The sequence below is a fragment of the Chitinivorax sp. B genome (assembly GCF_005503445.1).
Classification (GTDB): domain Bacteria; phylum Pseudomonadota; class Gammaproteobacteria; order Burkholderiales; family SCOH01; genus Chitinivorax.
Window position 1 is genome coordinate 1 of sequence record NZ_SCOH01000052.1, and the last position, 18772, is coordinate 18772.

At 55.8% G+C, this 18772-nt stretch carries 18 protein-coding genes; 4 read left to right on the forward strand and 14 right to left on the reverse strand.

Going from position 1 to position 18772, the window contains the following annotated elements; genetic code table 11:
* Positions 1–19: 19 nt before the first annotated feature.
* From FFS57_RS21645 to FFS57_RS21660, 4 genes are all read right to left on the reverse strand, one after another.
* Positions 20–1297: a phenylacetate--CoA ligase family protein gene (locus FFS57_RS21645; protein ID WP_137939917.1), complete on the reverse strand. Its 1278-nt coding sequence runs from the start codon at positions 1295–1297 to the stop codon at positions 20–22.
* Between the two features lie 154 nt (positions 1298–1451).
* Positions 1452–3908 (reverse strand): acyl-CoA reductase, encoded by a 2457-nt coding sequence (locus tag FFS57_RS21650; protein WP_137939918.1) that lies wholly within the window; start codon positions 3906–3908, stop codon positions 1452–1454.
* Between the two features lies 1 nt (position 3909).
* The gene (locus tag FFS57_RS21655) at positions 3910–5040 is read right to left on the reverse strand and encodes a LuxE/PaaK family acyltransferase (RefSeq protein ID WP_137939919.1); all 1131 of its coding nucleotides are present in this window, start codon (positions 5038–5040) and stop codon (positions 3910–3912) included.
* Positions 5041–5196: 156 nt separating this feature from the next.
* Entirely contained in the window at positions 5197–6420 is a 1224-nt protein-coding gene (locus FFS57_RS21660) for an MFS transporter (RefSeq protein WP_249384115.1), read from the reverse strand.
* Positions 6421–7102: 682 nt separating this feature from the next.
* Between FFS57_RS21660 and FFS57_RS21665 the strand changes: the two genes are divergently transcribed.
* Positions 7103–7441, forward strand: a complete 339-nt coding sequence (locus tag FFS57_RS21665; protein WP_137939921.1) for a hypothetical protein — start codon at positions 7103–7105, stop codon at positions 7439–7441.
* Position 7442: 1 nt separating this feature from the next.
* Here the strand turns inward: FFS57_RS21665 and FFS57_RS21670 are convergent, their stop codons facing one another.
* Genes FFS57_RS21670 through FFS57_RS21685 form a run of 4 tightly spaced genes read right to left on the reverse strand, consistent with a single transcriptional unit; the run spans position 7443 to position 11725 of the window.
* Entirely contained in the window at positions 7443–8039 is a 597-nt protein-coding gene (locus tag FFS57_RS21670; RefSeq protein WP_137939922.1) for a nucleotidyltransferase family protein, read from the reverse strand.
* Positions 8036–9025 (reverse strand): XdhC family protein, encoded by a 990-nt coding sequence (locus FFS57_RS21675; RefSeq protein WP_137939923.1) that lies wholly within the window; start codon positions 9023–9025, stop codon positions 8036–8038. The genes FFS57_RS21670 and FFS57_RS21675 overlap by 4 nt, the downstream gene beginning before the upstream one ends.
* Positions 9026–9082: 57 nt before the next feature.
* Positions 9083–11266, reverse strand: coding sequence for a xanthine dehydrogenase family protein molybdopterin-binding subunit (locus FFS57_RS21680; RefSeq protein WP_137939924.1), 2184 nt, complete (start codon positions 11264–11266; stop codon positions 9083–9085).
* Positions 11267–11275: 9 nt separating this feature from the next.
* Positions 11276–11725 (reverse strand): (2Fe-2S)-binding protein, encoded by a 450-nt coding sequence (locus FFS57_RS21685; RefSeq protein WP_137939925.1) that lies wholly within the window; start codon positions 11723–11725, stop codon positions 11276–11278.
* A 277-nt stretch (positions 11726–12002) separates the two neighbouring features.
* Here FFS57_RS21685 and FFS57_RS21690 point away from each other — a divergent pair, with 277 nt between their 5' ends.
* On the forward strand, positions 12003–12752 hold the full coding sequence (locus FFS57_RS21690) for a hypothetical protein (RefSeq protein ID WP_137939926.1): 750 nt from the start codon (positions 12003–12005) through the stop codon (positions 12750–12752).
* Between the two features lie 23 nt (positions 12753–12775).
* On the opposite strand, the gene FFS57_RS21695 is transcribed toward FFS57_RS21690, so the two are convergent.
* Positions 12776–13144, reverse strand: coding sequence for a hypothetical protein (locus tag FFS57_RS21695; RefSeq protein WP_137939927.1), 369 nt, complete (start codon positions 13142–13144; stop codon positions 12776–12778).
* Between the two features lie 239 nt (positions 13145–13383).
* Here FFS57_RS21695 and ygiD point away from each other — a divergent pair, with 239 nt between their 5' ends.
* Complete coding sequence (gene ygiD / locus FFS57_RS21700; protein ID WP_137939928.1) at positions 13384–14253, forward strand: 4,5-DOPA-extradiol-dioxygenase; 870 nt, start codon at positions 13384–13386, stop codon at positions 14251–14253.
* Here the strand turns inward: ygiD and FFS57_RS21705 are convergent.
* From FFS57_RS21705 to FFS57_RS21720, 4 genes are all read right to left on the reverse strand, one after another.
* Positions 14211–14750, reverse strand: a complete 540-nt coding sequence (locus FFS57_RS21705; protein WP_137939929.1) for a hypothetical protein — start codon at positions 14748–14750, stop codon at positions 14211–14213. The genes ygiD and FFS57_RS21705 overlap by 43 nt on opposite strands.
* A 253-nt stretch (positions 14751–15003) precedes the next feature.
* Positions 15004–16074: a PLL family lectin gene (locus tag FFS57_RS21710; protein WP_137939930.1), complete on the reverse strand. Its 1071-nt coding sequence runs from the start codon at positions 16072–16074 to the stop codon at positions 15004–15006.
* 600 nt (positions 16075–16674) lie between these two features.
* Positions 16675–16893, reverse strand: coding sequence for a VF530 family protein (locus FFS57_RS21715; RefSeq protein ID WP_137939931.1), 219 nt, complete (start codon positions 16891–16893; stop codon positions 16675–16677).
* Positions 16894–16998: 105 nt separating this feature from the next.
* Positions 16999–17457 carry a DUF3291 domain-containing protein gene (locus FFS57_RS21720; RefSeq protein WP_137939932.1) on the reverse strand — a complete coding sequence of 153 codons (459 nt, stop codon included), beginning with the start codon at positions 17455–17457 and terminating at the stop codon, positions 16999–17001.
* Between the two features lie 114 nt (positions 17458–17571).
* Between FFS57_RS21720 and FFS57_RS21725 the strand changes: the two genes are divergently transcribed.
* Entirely contained in the window at positions 17572–18465 is an 894-nt protein-coding gene (locus tag FFS57_RS21725; RefSeq protein WP_137939933.1) for a LysR family transcriptional regulator, read from the forward strand.
* A gap of 45 nt (positions 18466–18510) precedes the next feature.
* Here FFS57_RS21725 and FFS57_RS21730 read toward each other — a convergent pair whose 3' ends face one another.
* Positions 18511–18759: a hypothetical protein gene (locus FFS57_RS21730; RefSeq protein WP_137939934.1), complete on the reverse strand. Its 249-nt coding sequence runs from the start codon at positions 18757–18759 to the stop codon at positions 18511–18513.
* Positions 18760–18772: the final 13 nt, after the last annotated feature.

The window sequence follows — 18772 nt, forward strand, 5'->3', positions numbered from 1 at the left end:
GGGCTGGGGTGGCGGGCGCTCATGCCATTTCCTCCTGTGTGACGAGATAATGTCGTTCATCGACGATGCGCAACAGCTTGCCGGATCGGGGGTGTGTGGCCAACGTAGACGAAGGCAGATAGTGAACCTGGACGATGACCTGACCTTGCAGCAATGCTTCCGCCAGCGCAGGCAAGGTGATCTGCAGCGCTGTCTGCAGTTCGGCTCTGGGTGGCAGTGCCTGGCCAGCATCGTCGGCAAGACGCAACGTCAGCGTATCAACGCCGGCGCTGCGGCTGAGGTGGAGCTGCCATGGAGTGTGACCGGCATGGGCGGCGATGAGCTTGCCTATTTCTGCCGGGAATAACGACAGCGTCCCGACGCGGAGACGATGTCCCTGGCTGGCACGACCGCACAGCGCGAATTTGCGTTGCGGGGTGCCGACGGTTTCGCGCCAGCAGGCCAGGTCGCCTGTCGGGTAACGCAGGATGGGCATCAGGCGGCGTTGCAGATTGGTGACAACCAGCATGCCGACCTGGTTCATTGCGGTAATGGGCTGGCCGGTTGCCTCGTCGATGATCTCGACCAACGTGTCGCCATCGAATACCCGATGTTCACCGGAGGTGCAATCGGGCAGGCTGGCGCCAATCAGCCCTGCATCGACACTGGCGCAGCCGATGGATGCGGTGCGGGCATTCGGGAAGACGCGATCCAACAATGGGCGCTGATCGTCAAACAGGCTTTCCCCACCATACAAAATGCAACGGATACCTGGCAATTGGCGCCCCACTTGGTTCAGCCAGCTGGCAAAGCGCAGCAATTGTGCTGGTACACAGGCCAGCACGGTGATGCCATATTGATTGATCGCATCGGCCAGCGTGGCATCGTCCACCGCGCCGGTGAATGGAAATTCGCAGACCGGTACGGGTGAATGGCTGAGTGAGCCATGGATGAACAGGAAGCTGGTATACAGATCACCAGCGAAAAACAGATTGGCAACCCGGTCGCCGGCTTTGAGCTGCTTGCCCAGTCCTTGCCCGAAGCGATGAATGAACTGCTGCCATTCTTCACGGCTGTAAATCGACAGCTTGCCTTCGCTGGTCGAGCCACCGGTCTTGAAGACATGGCCGTCCAGTATCGGGCCGGTCAATACGGGCCAGTGATCGATATCCGCTGCATCGGCCCAGAAGGTTTCGGGTTCAATCAGGGGCAGATCGCTCAACTGCCAGTCGCTTTCGGGCAAGTGGGCATAGAGCTGGCGATAGTATGGGGCATGAAGGCGTGCATGCCGCACGATGGATGCAAGTGGGGTGGTCATGATTGTTTGTGTTCCTGCTGACTGCCATTCCGCTGCTTGTGGCAGCCTGGGTAAAACGCCCAGGGCAGCGGGTGGTTGCCCGGGCGGAATCGGATTGCCTGGGTGCCTCGTGTGTTGCCATCAACAATCGGGCACCCTGTTTTTATTGTGAGCGTTACGCAATCGTCTCGCAGGCCGTTGACACTGCTGTGTCGTGCGAGCAGGCCGGTTGACGACGATCCAGCACCAGTGGTGTTTTGCCGCTTTGTGGGTGCCGCTGGAATTGGCTGATCGGCAATGCCGTGACCGTCACCAGCAGCAGCTTGCCATCCATTACCTCGGCGAGCATGGGCTCGGATCGTAAGCAGGCCATGGCCTGGTCCGGGTCTCCATCCACTAGTAGCAGCATGGTTTCGGTGCCAGCCTCGTTGTGGTCGATGACGATCTGGATCGGCTGATTGATCTGTTCGGCCAACCGAGAGGGATTGAAAAATACCGACCCAACCCGCAGCAGGGCACCGTGGCGCCCAGTCAATGCAAAGCGTGGGCTGGGTAGGCCGCAATCGCAGGGGCCGGGCAGCCAGCGACCCAGGTCGCCCAAGTCGTAACGGACAACGGTTTGACCTTCACGCGCCCGGGAAGTGAAAACCAGCCTGCCGACCTGATCGCCGGATACGGGCTGATCCTGTTCCTGATTGACGATCTCCAGCCATTGGGTATCGCTTAGCAAATGGAAGGTCCCATCCGGGCTATGTGGGCAGGTATGACCCAGCGGTCCGGCATCGACCGAACCATAGATCGCAGAGCGGATCAGCGACACACCAAATCCTTGCAAATAAGCCCGCTGCGCATCATTGACCTGTTCACCACCCAGCATTACTTTGCGAATGCCGCCATAGGCCCGCAGTGTGGTTTCTTCGCGTACAAACAGGCGATGAATGGTACTGGGCATGCCGATCAGGGTGTTGACCTGCTGGGCCACGATCATGTCGGCAATATGGCTGTAATCGTCGTCTGCTGGTCCTCCCATCGGGAACTGGGTGACCGACAGCTTATCCAGAATGGTGAAGAAGCTGAGCATGCCGCCATACAGATTGCCACCGTACAGCAGGTTCATCACACGATCTTGTGCCGGGTCAATGCCGACGGCAAACAACCCGTCGGCCGCGGCTTGCATCTGCCGGTGATAGTCGCGATAGCTGAAGCCAGCCAGCTTGGGCTGACCACTGCTGCCACCGCTGCGGAAGAACAACTGTGCCTTGGCATGCATTGGTTGCTGTTGGAATTCGGCCTTGCCCATGATCGGCAGGCTTGCCAGATTGACAGGTGCCGCTGGTACGGGGTCAAGCGTGACATGTCCCGGCAACACCCCAGTGGGCAGGCTGACTGATACCCGGCGTGCCAGGCGGGCGAGGGCCATGACACCATCGTGCGGCTCGCCTTCGTAGCCATGGTGCATCTGCCCTGGTGGGACCACGCGGCTGACTCCGGCGGCCAGTAATGCTTGCATCAGAGACGCCTGATCAGTTGCCGTTGCGATCAAACCGCAGCTTTGCAGGTGGGTACGCCAGCCTTGCAGGCCGGTTGTCAGGCTGCTGCGTGGCATAGGGCGTAGTAATAGGGTACGGAACAACGGCGACGGAGCCAGCTCGTTGCGGTGTGACCAGACGATACGCCAGCTGTCACCTTCCCAGATTTGCCCTGTTTCTTCGGCAAAGCTGAGTGCCAGTCGGGCCATGGCTAACTGGGTGGTGATTTCGGCGGCTTCCTGTTCGCTGGTGGCAAGCGCGGGCCAGCTGGAGGCACGTCGGGTCAGTGCGGCGGCCAGTTGGTCGCCGATCTGTTGCAGCACGAGTGGGTCATCGCTATCCACCAATACACATTGCGGACTGGAGCAGGCTTGTTGATCCAGCTGGCAGACTTCGTCCGCCAAGGCATCCAGTTGGTTGTCGGTTACCGCACCAGGAACAACATAGGCAAAGCTGATGCGGTGTCCCCAGTCAATCCAGCGGCAGCCTGCCGGCAGTTGCTGGCGAATACTTGCCAGAGCGGCATCGCCGCCCCAGGCGGATACGCCATCGGCGTGTTTGAACAGACGGCCCAGGTGCTGACTGGGCAGCGGCACGACGGCGACATGGTCCGCCAGGTGGCCGCTTTGGTCATGGCTCAGGAAGGCGGCCAGCAGGCGGGCGCTGAGGCCATCGTCACTGCTGCTGGGGCGCAGCCAGTTGATATTGCCGACCAGCAGGCTTTCCAGTACCGCAAAAAACGGCAGGAGTGCGGCGTTGGCGGGGGTAATGTGTACGACGAGTCCAAGGGGACGCCAGCTTTCGAAATGCTGACTGGTATAGCTGTTGCGGCGCAATGAGAATGGCGACTCGCCCAGCTCGCGTGCCAGCTTGGTTGCCAATGCTTCGCGTTGACAGAACTGGATCAGGGTCTGACGACTGTCCGTGTCCAGGCTCAGTTCAGTGGTGGAAAGTTGTAGTGAGTCTGCAAAATGGGCGGCGCAATCCAGTACCCAGTCGATCTCCAGCGGCGTGGCCAAAGTGGCGGGCAGACGGGCCTCCAGCGAGGCCAGCACCTGGTCGGTATCGGCGGTGGTCATGAGCATGCCGTGAGCGAGATACATATTAGGACTCCTTGATCAGTTCGGATGCAGCCAGTGCACAACTACGGCTTTTACTGGTGCCGGCACGGCCCAGCAGTTCAAACCAATCGGTTTCGATGCCGCAGCCGCAAGCACTGCCAGGTTGTAGGGTGGCCAGATCGCTCATCACAATGCTGTGTGCCGGGCTGGAGGTGATGTAGGGCGACACGAAGTGCAGAAAGCCACGCTCACCATAGTTTTGGCGTGCCATGGTGGCGGTGTGGCGAATGAAGGCACGGGAATACGTGGGTACGTGGAAGCGATGGTTGGGGCATTCGATATAAGGCACAGGATGTTCCACCGCTCCGTATCCATCTCGGCAACGGTGATCGGGTAAGCCCAATTGTTCGCCCAGCCGGTGATACAGCGCGGCTTTCGGAATGGCTTTGTCGGCGTGGGTTTTCCAGCCACCACCTAGAAATACCAGCGATTCGGGGTGCAGTTGCAAGGCCGGGTAGCCCATCTCCCGCATACGCTCCAGCGTGAACCATAAAAAGGCGGGAAAACCGAAGATGCGTACTGGCAAGCCTTCCTCGGCAAATTCCTGCAAGGCACGAATGGTGCCAAATGGGTCGAACTCGTTGCCACGCCCATTATGACGGAGTGAATAGACGACTCGGTTGACGGGTGCGTATTTGCATAGGAACTGATCGGTGTAAGCGGTGCCTAGCGTGATGGCGCCAGCCGGCTCATAGCTCAGCAACAAATAATTGCAGGGTTGATTCGGGGTGATCCAGCCATATCGATCGAAGATGCGGTCCACCATGGTCTGGGCAGCACCCAGACTACGGCTGTCATATCGCATGCGGCTCTTCTGACCGGTGGTGCCGGATGAGGTCAGTTCCAGTGCATCGTCTCCTGCCGGGCTCAACAACAGCTGTCGCTTGAAATAGTTGGCGAAAATGGGGGGCAGACGGGACCAGTCGGTCAGTGATGCAGCGGCTGCCTGATCGAGCCCGTTGGCCGCCAACCACTGGCCATAACCAGGGGTGTTGGCGCAATGATAAGCAGTCAGCTCGCGCATGGCGGCATCGAACAATTGATCACTGTCTGCATCCATGCGATAGGGATCGGTGATGGCACACAGTGCATCCACATGGGGAAATGAATCCACGTTGTTCTCCTTTGGGTAAAAGTGAGCCTACCTCCCGACGGTGGGCGATACCCTACCCAAAGCATGGCTGAATGCCAGGCCAGGGGGTGTCGGAAGGAATTCGAATAGATTGCAGACACTGCAGGCTGGGTAGGTGCCAGCAATGCCTGACGAACATCAGCCGGCTGGCGCGGTGACCGGCATGGGTTTCAACAAGCGCCATAGCGGCCATAGTGCGCAGCTGGCAGTCAGTGTGGCTGCAGTGGCAAAAGTCAGCAGGTTGTCGCCGGCACCCAGCTTGGCCAGCAGTGTGCTACCCAGGCCAATGGTGGCGACCGAAAGCATGCCTAGCATGGCCGCTACTGTTCCTTTACCGCTTTCACTGGCAAACAAGGTCAATCGGTATAGCGATGCGTTGCAGATACCCATGCCAAAGGCGTACACGCTCATGCCGATCACCAGCATGGCCAGCCAGCCGGTTGCTGCCGTGAACGTCAACATGCCGGCCAGGCCGCCTATGATGGGTAGCAGTGACATGCGTACCAACTTGTCCAGTTCATAACGTTGTGCCAAGTGGTTCAACGCCAGGTTACCGGCAATCAGCCCGCCGAATATCGGCAGTTGCCACAAGCCGTAAGCGAGTACCGACAAACCTTGATGCTGAACCAGCAGTAGTGGAGCGATCCCAATCCAGCCAATCAGTGGGATGCTGATCAGACCCAAGGCCAAACTGCCTTGCATGAAACGGTTGTTACGTAGCAGTTCACCATAGCTGGCCAAGATCTGGCCAACATGTAACGGTGTGGCAGGCAGCAGGCTCCCATCGGTTCGCCTGACGCCAATGGTTTCAGGCATGAATCGCCATAGTCCTGTTGCCACCAGCAGGGTCAACAGCGCGATGCCAATGAACAGCTCACGCCAGGACATGACCTGCAGCAACAGGCTGCCAAGCAACGGGCCCAGCAGCGGAGAGAGTAGGGCGATATTCGCCAGTAGGGCCATCAGGCGTACGGCATCGGTTTCGGCAAATGCCTCCTGCAATGTGGGGTAACTGACTACCACTACGAATCCCAGTCCAATTCCCTGCGCAAAGCGCAAGATATTGAACAGCTGGATATCGCCAACCATTGGTGTGGCCAGCACGGCCAGTGCAAAACCGGCAACGCCAATCAATAGCAAGGGGCGACGGCCAAAGCGGTCGGACAGCGGGCCGATCAGCCATTGAAAGGCCACGCCCCCCAGCAGGTAAGCGTTCAATGCCGTGGGTACATGGCGGTTATCGGCATGTAAATCGGTGACGACTTGCAGCATGGCAGGCATGACGACATCGCTGGCGACGTAAGTCAGCAGCTCGAATAACGCCAGAAAAAGACAGAAGCATGCAGCTTGCCGAGAAGACATCGGAACCAGCGAGCGTGACAGTGAAGGTGCGGCATGATGTTGCATAAAAGGTCGTAAATAAGTGTTGTGCGGTAAGTGTCTGTCCGGCCAGGGTGACATTGTGAATTTCACGTATCTGGTCCTTGGCTTGCCGTAGTGGCATCGATACATCTGGTATTGCATACCAGGTTGGCTTCCCCGATGGGTTGGCTGGATTTAAATCACCGCGAGTTAATATATATAAAATCTGCCATGTGAAATACATTAGATTTCTCTCATATTATAATTAATGTAGCCATTTAGGGGCATTGCTCGAAATATTGATGGAAAATGACGAATAAGATATGCAATTGGTTAATTACTATTGATTTATTTTAATAAATTTATTTATTTTGGGTAATTTTCATGGCTTTCAATAAAACTGAATCGGTGAAATCCCTAGTAAATTAGCTTAAATGTAAACGTTATCAGTTATTTTAATTTTTCGAATTTGATATAAATCAAAAATGTATGGCAGATGCAGAATGGGGTAACTGGACGACAATTTCCAGAATGTTCGGCTTGTTATTTCCTTGGATTTATGGAATTGGAATGTATGGAACCTTTCCAGCAGAATAGGGTCGACCTGTATGTTTGTAGCGGCATTCGAATGGAAGTGATGTCATCCATGTGTATTGGAAGAATGGTTTGGGTAATGGTCTGCATGGTACCGATTTGCGGGCATGCAGCTGATGAAAAAGGCTGCGATGCACGGGCCGGTGATAGCAGACGTGCTTGCGTACACCGTATCGTGCAGGAAGCTGCAGTGGACAAGGCGCCGGATCAAGTCAATCAGGCTGCGCCGTTCAGTACCGCCAAGCCTTCGATTGAGGTGCCTTCTTTGCAGGTCGAGCATGAAATGGCGTGTAGGCAGGGGGCTATTGACTGGCAGGATTTGCGTTGCAAGGCCTGGCGCGAACAGCGCAATATTCCGGGAGATCCGCAGTTGCAGGTGCCGCAACGTCGTATCCCCACGCCACCAGCGGAAAACCGGCGGCAATAGGTCAGCAATCGGACGGCCTGGGTACTGCCAGATACTCATCCAGTTGTGTCTGTGTATCGACGTCCATCAAAATGCCAGGGTCGGCCACGGCCAATGGCGGGTAATCAGTCCAATGGATGAACTGCCGCGCGCCCGTGTCGCCGGATAATTGGCTCAAGGCGGAATAGAGCGTGGCCGGCAACCCGCGAGGATGGCCTGGCTGGCATTGGTACGTGGGCGCCACGGGTTGCCAGTTGGTCGATAACACGTCATGGATGGCGTGAAGTGTGGTCGTTTGAATCCAAGGCATGTCGGCCAAGCCGATGATGGCGCCTGTGCTGTTGGTCAAGCGTTGCAACCATTGTGCACCTGTCGCCAGTGAGCTACCCATGCCTTGTGCTACGCCGGTATGGGGCAGGGCAACTGCGCCGGTCTGCCGACAGATGGCCAGGCCGAACGGATCATTGGCTTGAATCACCACCCCCACCCGCGACAAGACTTGCATCCAGGTTTTCACCACGGTCAACAATATCGGTTGACCTGCCGGGCCAAGGGCCTGTCGCTTGTCCGACCCAAACCGGCGGGCCGAACCTGCTGCGAGAATCAGGCCGTCGATCATGCCCGACAAGCCGTCGCAGGTGCATTGACTGGCGTGGCGTGCTGTTGCTTGACTGCAATCAGATGCGCAGCAATGGATACCGCGATTTGGGCCGGGGTACGCGAACCGATCGGTAAACCAACTGGGCCGTGCAGGCGATCCAGCTCGGGTAGACTCAGGTCGAAATAACGATGTAGCCGGTCGCGTCGCTTCTGATTGGTCGCCAGCGAGCCCAGTGCGCCAACGTAAAAGGCCGGGGTACGTAAGGCTTCGATCAACGCCAGATCATCCAGTTTCGGGTCGTGCGTCACCGCAACCACGGCAGTACGCGTATCGCAATGGAATGCCTGAACCACGTCATCGGGCATGTCGGTGGTCAGGATAGTATGTGGCACTTGCCAGCTGTCGGCATATTCAGGTCGTGGGTCGCATACGGTCACCGCGTAATCCAGCGTGACCATGATGCTGGCCAGATAACGTCCCAGTTCGGCTGCGCCGATGATGAGCAGACGTTGTGTGGGGCCATGCACTGCGCTGAACTGGCCACTATCCTGTTGGAACCGGTCTGTGTCGCGAGCGGGTCGCAAGGACGTGTGGCCATCGGTCAGCCTGACCTGGCGCACCATACAGTGGTGTTGACGAATATGATCCGCCAACGATTGCATCAAAGGTGGCTGCCAATGGGTTTCGATGGCGACAGTGAGGCTGTTGCCGCAAGGTAGTCGGTAACGTTGGCGTGCTTCCGCGTCAGCGCCGAACTGGCGTGTTGCGACTCTGGTATCCGTGGGCCAGGCAGTCCAGTTGGTGATCTCGTGTCGCAGATCCTCCTCGACACAACCGCCAGAAACCGATCCGGCAATCAACCCGTCGTCTCGAATGGCAGCCAGCGAGCCAGCTGGGCGCGGGCTGCTGCCAAACGTGGCCAGCACGGTCAGCAGTGCGCCATGGTGACCGGCAGCGTGCCAAGCCAGAAGTTGGTCAATCACTTCAAGATCATTGCTTTGCATGATGGCCTTCCAGTGACGACCTGCCCAGTTGGGGTAGGGTAGGTCACCGACACAGGATCAAATCGTTTCGAAACCTTGTTTGCCTAATGGCAAGCTGCGAATCCGCTTGCCGCTGGCTGCAAAAATGGCGTTGCACAAGGCTGCGGCAACAGGGGGCGTGGCCGGTTCGCCAATACCGCTGGGGGCCAGGTCGGACGGCAGAATGGCCACCTCGATTTTTGGAGCCTCGTACATCCGCACCACGGGGTAGCCGTCAAAATTCCGCTGCACCACGCTGCCTTGCTTGAAGGAGATTTCACCGTGCAATGCGGCGGACAAGCCAAAGATCACGCTGCTTTCCACCTGGGCCCGAATCTGGTCAGGGTTGACGGTGGTACCGCAATCCACGGCGCAATACACCTTGTCCACCTTCAGTTTTCGGCCTTTCAGTGTGACCTCGACCACTTGCGCAACATAGGAGTCGAATGACTTGTGCACGGCCACACCCATTGCCCGTTTCTTGCCGCCAGCTTTACCCCAGCCGCTGATCTCAGCCGCTTTGGCCAACACGGCCATTTCGCGCGGTGCGCCAGCCAATAAGCCCATTCGGTATTGCACCGGATCTTTGCGTGCCAGATGGCACAATTCGTCGATGAAGCACTCCTTGACGAATGCGGTATGCGAGTGACCGACCGATCGCCACCACAATACCGGGATCGGAAACTGCGGGGTGTGTTGATCCATCAGGATGTTGGGTACGGCATAAGGCATGTCGTTGGCCCCTTCAACCGATAATTCATCCACACCGTGTTTGACCAGGAATTGTTCAAATGGCGTGCCTGCCGCAATAGACTGACCGATACCTGTCTGCAGCCAGGCAATCGGCTGCCCTTTGGCATCAATTCCGCCTCGCACCCGACTGACCCACATTGGCCGGTAATAGGTACCAGCCAGATCGTCATCCCGCGTCCACATCAGTTTGATCGGCACCGACAGCCCAGATACTTTGGCGATTTCCACGGCCTCCTTCAGCCAGTCAGCGCCACCGGGGACTGCCCGCCGCCCGAACCCACCACCAAGATAGGTGGTGTGGAGCATGATCTGCTCAGGTTTCAGACCTGCCACATTGGCCGCCAGCCCGGCATCCATGGTCTGCGACTGTGTGCCGGACCAGATTTCACAACCATCCGGTTTCAGATGGACAACGCAATTGAGTGGTTCCATCGGGGCATGTGCCAGAAACGGCAGTTCGTACGTGGCTTCGATCTGCTTGCTGGCAGATTTCAAGGCTTGTTCGGCCTGCCCGGTCTGGCGGAAGACCGTACCTGGTTTTGCTGTCAGGGTTCGGTACTGTTTGAACAAGACCTTGGAGTCCAGCTTGGCATTGGGGCCCATGTTCCATTCCACCGTCAGCAGATCGCGTGCCTTTTTGGCAGGCCAGAAGCCGGTGGCAATGATGGCAACACCGTTTGATATCGGCACAATGGCTTTTACCCCCGGCACGGTCTTGGCCTGGCTGTCGTCGATCTTGCGTGGCGTGCCCCCATAGGCGGGGCAGCGTTTCACAACGGCCGTCAGCATGTCAGGCAGGCGGACATCCAGGCTGAACTGTGCCTGACCATTGATTTTTTCCTGGTTGTCGATGCGATGCTGTGGCTTGCCGACCAACTTGAAATCCTTGCGTGGCTTGAGCGTGACTTGACTGGGGACGGGCAACGCATTGGCAGCCTTGGTCAATTGGCCATAGCGTAAGCCGCGGCCTGTGGCCGGGTGGATGACCTGGCCGTTTTCCGCTCGGCAACTGCTGGTTGGGACTTGCCAGATACTTGCGGCAGCGGCGATCAGCATCTCGCGGGCCGCCGCGCCGATCTTCCGGTATTCGTCATAGGTGGTGACGGTGCTGGTGCTGCCGCCGGTAATCTGGATATGGAATAGCGCATGGCCGTAGATCTTGCCAAGCGGGGCAGCCACCACCTTGATGCGGTTCCAGTCGCATTCCAGTTCTTCAGCCAACAGCATGGCCAGTGAGGTATAGATACCCTGTCCCATTTCCGATTTATTGCTGACGATGGTGACAGTGTCATCCTCATCGATCCGCAGAAAGGCGTTCGGAGTTGGAATGGTTGGGGCCGTGGTTTCAGCTTCAGCAGCAATGGCCTGGCGCCCGCTCGGGGCAATGAAGAAGCTCAAGCACAGCGCGCCGCCCAGGGAGGCCGATTGCTTGAGGAAGTCTCGGCGTGGGTTGGAGATCGGTGTGGTCATCGTCGCACCTTACAGAGTGTTGGCTGCAGCGTGGATTGCCGCACGGATTCGGGGATAGGTGCCGCAACGGCAGATATTGCCACTCATGGCATTGTCGATATCCTGATCGGTTGGCTTGGGGTTGGATTGCAACAGGGCCGTTGCAGCCATCACTTGTCCGGGTTGGCAGTAGCCACATTGCACGACGTCCAGTTCTGCCCAGGCCTGTTTCACGGCGAGAGTTTCGCGGCTGGCCGCCCCTTCGATCGTTGTGATTTTTTGTCCCACCAGCGCCGATGCTGGCGTAATGCAGGCACGAATTGGTGTGCCATTGCTCAGCACCGTACAGGCGCCACATAGTGCCGCGCCGCAGCCGAACTTGGTGCCGGTCATACCGAGTTCATCACGCAAAACCCATAACAGCGGCGTGTCATCGCTGGCGTTCACCGTCACATCCTTACCATTGATATTGATGTTCATGCGAAGCTCCTGAAAACAAGTCCGTCAGGTTTGGCCTGACAGGCAGAAAAGGGATCAGCAAGCAGGACTGTATGAATCGGTCATGGCAGCAGCTTGCAGGTATCGTGCTGAGCCCAGCGCAGGACACGAAGCGACCTGCGTAGTTTGGTGTCGACCGAAACCTATTCAGTGTTGACCATGACCATGGTCGGCGCAAGGTAAAGCAAGGCCTGCTGTCCCAAATCGGATCAATCCGCAATAATGGCTACCCAGTGATCAACTGCTTGAGTTTGTCAGTATGGATTGGAATCGCGCGGTATCGTGGGGTATGGTGGCCAGCTTGCTGTTGCTGAGCGTTGCGTTATGGCAGCGCGAAGCCTTGCCAGCCCCTTCGTCGATACGCGATGTGCTTCACCAGGCACCGACACAGACTGTCAAGCGGGCTCCCGCTTTTGAAACCCATGTCAAAGGGGTGCGGTATCAGGTGCAGCCACGTTATGACTATGAGCTGCACGGATTGGTAGTCAGCCGCCATGATGCTGCCGTATGGTGGGATTACGCACACAAAGCTTGGAACGACAATCTGAATGTGGTGGACCTGTGCGTGGTCTGGGGTGATAACGTCAAGCAAGGCCTGTATCGAGAGCTGGACTATAGTAACGACCAATGGACGTGTTGGGTCAAGACCGACTCCAATGAGGTGTGGGATGCCTTTGATCAGGCTGCCATGAGCAATAACCATCTGATCACTGATAATCCACGCATTGCCAAACAACTGCAATCAGCTCGCATTGGTGATCAGATTCACATTCGGGGCTATCTGGCAGATTATGCGACGTTCAAAGATGGTCGCCAGATCGGTACACGTGTTAGCAGCGAGGTTCGAACCGATACTGGCAATGGGGCGTGTGAAGTACTGTATGTCGAGTCATTTCACACGTTGCGGGCGGGTAACGTAGGTTGGCGCCGGCTGGTCTGGGTGGCTGCCTTTGTACTGCTCGCCTGTATTGCGGCATGGCTGTGGTTGCCGGCCACTTTCCGAGACTGAACACAGCGTGGCGACAGCAGGTGTCAGTCTGAGGACTCGTCATTGATGTAGTATTTGGCCAAATGGCCAGGACGTGTCACCAGTAATGCATGGGGCATCAGTTCCAGCATCTCGCCGTCGACTGCAACAGGCCGCAGCATATTGCCCATTTCATCCAGTTCAACCACGCCATACCCGGCGTAACCGTTTTGGGTAAACGGCAGTTCAATCACATTACTGTGGGCTGAAAGCTGCCATTGGGCGCAAAAGCGCAGTGTTGCCATGGCCTGCTCGATCTCGTCTTTTTCCGCTATTAAAGTGGCGTCGCTGCCGTCTGCCTTCAGTAAGGCGATGATTTGCGTGCGCCGTTGCTCAAGGTAGGGAATGGTCTGATCAAAACGCAACGGTTTCATGTCGATAGGGTGTTCAAGTTGTTGGTACAGTGGCAGCGTAACAAATTGATACCAACCTTGGGAACATAAGGCGGACAGGTGTCATACGTGTTGGCGTGGCAAGGGATCATTATCAATACATTGGAAATAATGCATCAATGAAATGGGTATTTATTGATTGCTTGTTTCGCAATACAGTACCAAGCGCTTATCTCAAGCCAGTTCGAATCTGCCGTTTTCCGCCTATTGTTGAGGGTTTCATGCAACGTCGTCATTTTCTGGTCAGTGCAGTACTCAGCCTGTTTGCGGCACAAAGGGTGAAAGGTGCAGCAACAGGTAAGGCCCAACCGGGCAGTGCAAAATTGCCGGTATTGTTTATCGGTCACGGCTCTCCTATGAATGCGATTCAGAATAATGACTTTACCCGGCATTTAAGCCAGTTGGGTAAGACGTTGCCACGGCCACGTGCCATCCTGATGATTTCGGCACACTGGGTGACGGATGGCAGTCGGGTATCGGCTCATCCCAAGCCGGCGACCATCCATGATTTTGGCGGTTTTCCGCAGACGCTGTTCAATATGCAGTATCCAAGCCCAGGCCAGCCAATGTTGGCCAGTCAGGTAGCGAGTCTGCTGGGACGGATGAACATCAGGGAAGATGCCGACCGTGGGTTGGATCATGGTACCTGGACGGTGTTGCACCATCTCTACCCAAAGGCAGACATTCCGGTGGTACAACTGAGCCTGAATGGTCATCTCAGTTTGCGCGAGCATCTCGAACTGGCATCGGGCCTGAAAGCATTGCGGACACAAGGCATTCTGATCATTGGCAGTGGCAATGTCGTACACAACCTGCCGCTGACCGACGAGCGTTCCCGGGCAGGCCCTTATGACTGGGCGCAGGAGTTTGACGAGCATATCAAACAAGCTTTGCTGCAACGCGATCATGGCGGCTTGCTTGCCCAGGATCGGCGTCACCATCGCCTGTGGCGTATGGCTCATCCGACACTTGAGCACTACTTGCCACTGCTCTATACAGTTGGCGCAGCCAATCAGCAAGAGGCAGTGGTGTTTCCGTATGAAGGATTTCAGGAACGATCGCTGTCAATGCGCTCGGTTCGTATCGGCTGATCACCAGCATGTGACAAACGGCCTGCGTGGTCTAGATGGTGGCGAGAGAGATCCAGCTGTCGCACGATTTCAATCGCATCATCGCCGCATTGCGTGAAAAAGGTTGCACTGACATCTGCCAGATAAACGTATCCTTGTTCCCAGATCAGATTCCAGTAGGGTGACGAATTGTCACCATATCCATGGCCATCACACATGGCACGACAAGTGAAGGCGTCGGAGAAACGCCGTGCCAGTTCGATCATGACAAGCATCACCAAGGTATTCTCCTGTGGGCCAGGGAAGGAATGCAGGATTACACTCGTTTGAAATGGACCTGAATCGTATTCGACATCAAACAGGATCAATTGCTGGTTGAGTGTGGGATCTTGCTCCAAGGCCAAGGTGAGTTGATGAGACCACGCCTCAACCTGAAGGTCAGGAAACCATTGCTTCAGTCGGGCCTGGATGTCCGTTACGGCTTGTCGTGTCGCCAAGAGCACCCAGATGCCCGTCATTGGGATGTGAAGCCAGTGGTTTGGTGTAAGTGGTGAATGTTCATACGGTAAAAGGCAGCATGGTATTGTGTGGATTGGACATGCTTCATCATTCAATCAGGATTGCCAGGCTTGTAAAGTTACTTTTCGCGCGGCTGGCGTAAATACTCTGATGTCATACTTCACCTTGCCTCAGGCGCGTAGCTGATTTTGTTGATCATGAATAATAAGAGGCAGGTCATGCCGGGCGTCACAAGACCTGCCTAGGCCATGTTCAATGAATGACACCACCCAACGACGCCCATCCGGACCAGCCACCATTCGGAACCGTCTGCCAGATATGCCACAATGCATTGTCCCCACCACGGATGAATGCTTCCAGTCGCCCATCCGCATTACTGGCTACCGTGAGATCGGCGTTGATCCAGCCGCCGAGTCTTGCCCAACCTGACCAACCACCATTTGGGACGGTTTGCCAGTTGTGATAGAGCGCACCGTCTGTACCGCGGACAAAGGCTTCCAATCGACCATCCTGATTGCTGCCGATCACAGGGTTGCTGGTGATAACACCGCCCAGTGACGCCCAACCGGACCATCCACCATTCGGTGTGGTCTGCCAGATATGATAGAGCGCATTGTCAGTGCCACGAGCAAAGGCTTCCAAGCGCCCGTCCTGGTTACGACCAACAGCCGGGTTGCTGGTGATGATGCCGCCTAACGAGGCCCAGCCAGACCAACCTCCATTTGGCGTGGTCTGCCAGATATGATAGAGCGCATTATCCGTGCCACGCGCAAACGCTTCCAGTCGCCCGTCCTGATTTTGGCCAATTGCGGGGTTGCTGGTGATAACGCCGCCTAGTGAGGCCCAGCCAGACCAGCCTCCACCTGGGCTGACTTGCCAACGGTGATACAGCGCCCAGTCCGTGCCTCGTGCAAAGACCTCCAGCCGCCCATCGGCATTGACTGATGCCACCGGGTCACTGGTAATCGTACCGCCCAGTGAGTGCCAACCTGACCATCCACCATTGGGAGCGGTTTGCCAGTTATGCCACAACGCATTGTCCGATCCGCGGACAAAGACTTCCAGTCGACCATCGGCATTACGTGTTGTACTCGCCGTGCTGGTGATGATGCCACCGAGCGAAGCCCATCCGGACCAGCCATTGTTTGGCGCTGTCTGCCAGATGTGATAGAGCGCATTGTCCGTGCCGCGCACAAAGGCTTCCAAGCGGCCATCCTGGTTTTGTGCCACGGCAATGCCTGCCGAATGGACGGCTGGAATGAAGATCAACAAGGCTGTGATCAACTGCCCGACAGTGTTGCCGAGCCATCGTAAGAGGTGCATTTTGTTTCCTTTCACACAAGATTGACAGGATCAAATTGAAACCTGGTGACGATCAATGAATGCAATTGCCATGCCATTGAAAATTGAATTGATCGGTTTGCTGCGTATATGCGAGAAGGAAATATTTTTAATCGGAAATGTTAAAGATGTTTTTTATGTTACAGGCTGTCTATGTGCCGTGAGGGTAATGGTATCCGGAGATGTTTTCTCTAAATGACTGGTGGTGACTGTCAATAGAATTGACAACAAGGCAGGTTGATCACAGGAAGATCGATGATTGTGGGTGAATTACGTGAGATGCCTACCAATTTTTGCAGTGCAGGGGGAGGTTGGTTTGCCGGTAAATGAGGGTGAAAGTCAGCAATTAAATAGCAAGGCGGTTTTGCCAGTGTAAGTATTGGTGACACTTTGACTGCTTTCAGATCAGCCAGGTCAATTTTCAGTAATTTGGTGGTGAAATGGCTACATTAGTCAATGAATTTTAAGTGATGCAACTGGAAATTGCAAAATGATCCCTGTTCAATTGATTGGTTTGGCGGAGTATTGTATTGATTCGCAAGGTTGATGATTGCGAATATGACGGCGATGCGAATTAAAGCATTACCAGCGAGTTTCTAGATACAGCTTTTCCACCGCTTGTCTTGCCCATGGCGTGGTTCGTAGAAAACGGAGACTGGATTTGATACTTGGGTCATGGTTGAAACAACGTACGGGAATCAGCACACCCAACTCTGCCCAGCCATAATGCTCGACCAGACGGGTGACAATCTGTTCCAGCGTAACGCCGTGTAATGGATTATTGGGCTGAGAGGTAGTCATGCGTGTTCCTGCTATGGTTGGGGCGGCCATGACTGACCGCCAGATCAGCCCGGCATGATAACGGATCATTGCGATTCTGGCACCTTCAGGCTGGTCAGACTGTCGTCAGCATGAAGCCGGGGGCTGGAAAGGGTGTGCAAAGGTAAAGGCTGTCTGGGTAGCGCCTTGTGTCGCCAATTGCATCAATTTGTCCTTGGCTTGTCCTGGCGTGGGGAGTTCACCGGCAGGCAACCACCAGAGCGCCAGTCGAGGGGATGTTTGTGGTTCAAACCACTGCTTGCGTTGTTTGACTGCCTGCAAATGGTCTCCCTGATACACATATTTCGTCAGTGCATCCAACGAAGTCCATACCGACAAATTGATCATGATCAGTGGATCATCGAACAGTCTGATGGCGGTGGCATCGCCTTCATCGGATTGCAAGCGCCAGATAAAGCCAGGGCTTTGATCGGCCAAGTGATTCAAATGGGTGATCTGCTCGACATAGCCTTGCATCGATGGGTCATTCATCGGTGCTTTGGTTTTGGCAATATTGACTTGGGCAAGGTGAAAATGTGGGCTCATCGGGTACATCCTGTGTGGCAAAGAGTTTAGAAAATCCATTGTCACAGCTTAACGCCAAGACCATTTGTCGATAATATGGAATGGTTGAAAATCACTGTTCTGAAAATTTTCATAATGCTGGATGATTTGCGTGCGTTGGCAGTATTTGCCAAAACGGTGGAGTTGGGCTCATTTCGGGCGGCGGCCGTAGCACTGGATTTATCACCGTCAGTGGTCAGCCACCATGTCTCGCAACTGGAGGCCCGGCTGGGGGCAGCTTTGCTGTACCGTTCTACACGGCGACTATCGTTAACTGCTGACGGCGAGTCTTTACTTGTCTCGGCGCAAGCCATGTTGCAAGCAGCAGAAGCAGGCCTGGATACCATGGCGCACCGATCTGTTACATCATCGGGCCGCTTGCGACTGACCTTGCCGGCATTCTTTGCACATAGCCCGCTATTGCTGATGCTGGCCGACTTTGCCCGTCAGTTCCCGAATGTGACGTTATCGATGCAGTTCAGTGATGTGAAACAGGATCTGATCCGGGATGGGATCGATTTGGCGATTCGTATCGGAGAATTGGCCGACAGCGGTCTCAAATCCCGCAAGCTGTTTGTGATGACGCGTGTGCTGGTAGCGGCCCCGGCCCTGATGGCGTGCAGGCCCATGCCCGATTTGCCTGATGACTTGCAACATTGGGACTGGATTGGCCTGGCCATGCGACCGAATCACAAATGGCTGGTAAAAGCCGACGGTCAACAGACGCGCATCGAATTCATACCGCAGGTCGTCGTGGATAGCCTGGCTGCTGCCTGCCAGTTGGCAGAAGCCGGGCTTGGATTGGCCACGCCACCATTGTTCATGGTGGCAGAGGCGCTGCAGGCTGGGCGCTTGCAAAACCCGTTGCCCGATTGGCAAGTGCCGCCACTGGATGTGTTTGCTGTATGGCCGGCCAATGCACCAAAAGCTGGCCTGACCCAGCGGCTGGTGGCATTTCTGGTATCCCGATTGCAGTCCGAATTAGCTTGAGTAAGTATGGATGACCTGTCTAGGTCGGCTGGTCAATCGATTCCATCACCCGTGTGCCATTTTCCGCAGACCCAGGTGCTGACTGAACTGATCAGATGTCCGTAAAAGTGAGCTGGGTGGGGTGATCAGTATCGGCTGATTCATCCGCAGGACCCGCGACATTGCATACAGGCTGGCTGGTGCGCCATTGGAATGGGCGATGACAGTATGTGTGGCTCGTTGCATTGTGGCAACGCGTACCGTGAGTGAAGGTGTGTAGCGGGATAGCTCGTGCAGGGTATGTTTTTCTGGCATGAATTTTCATCAC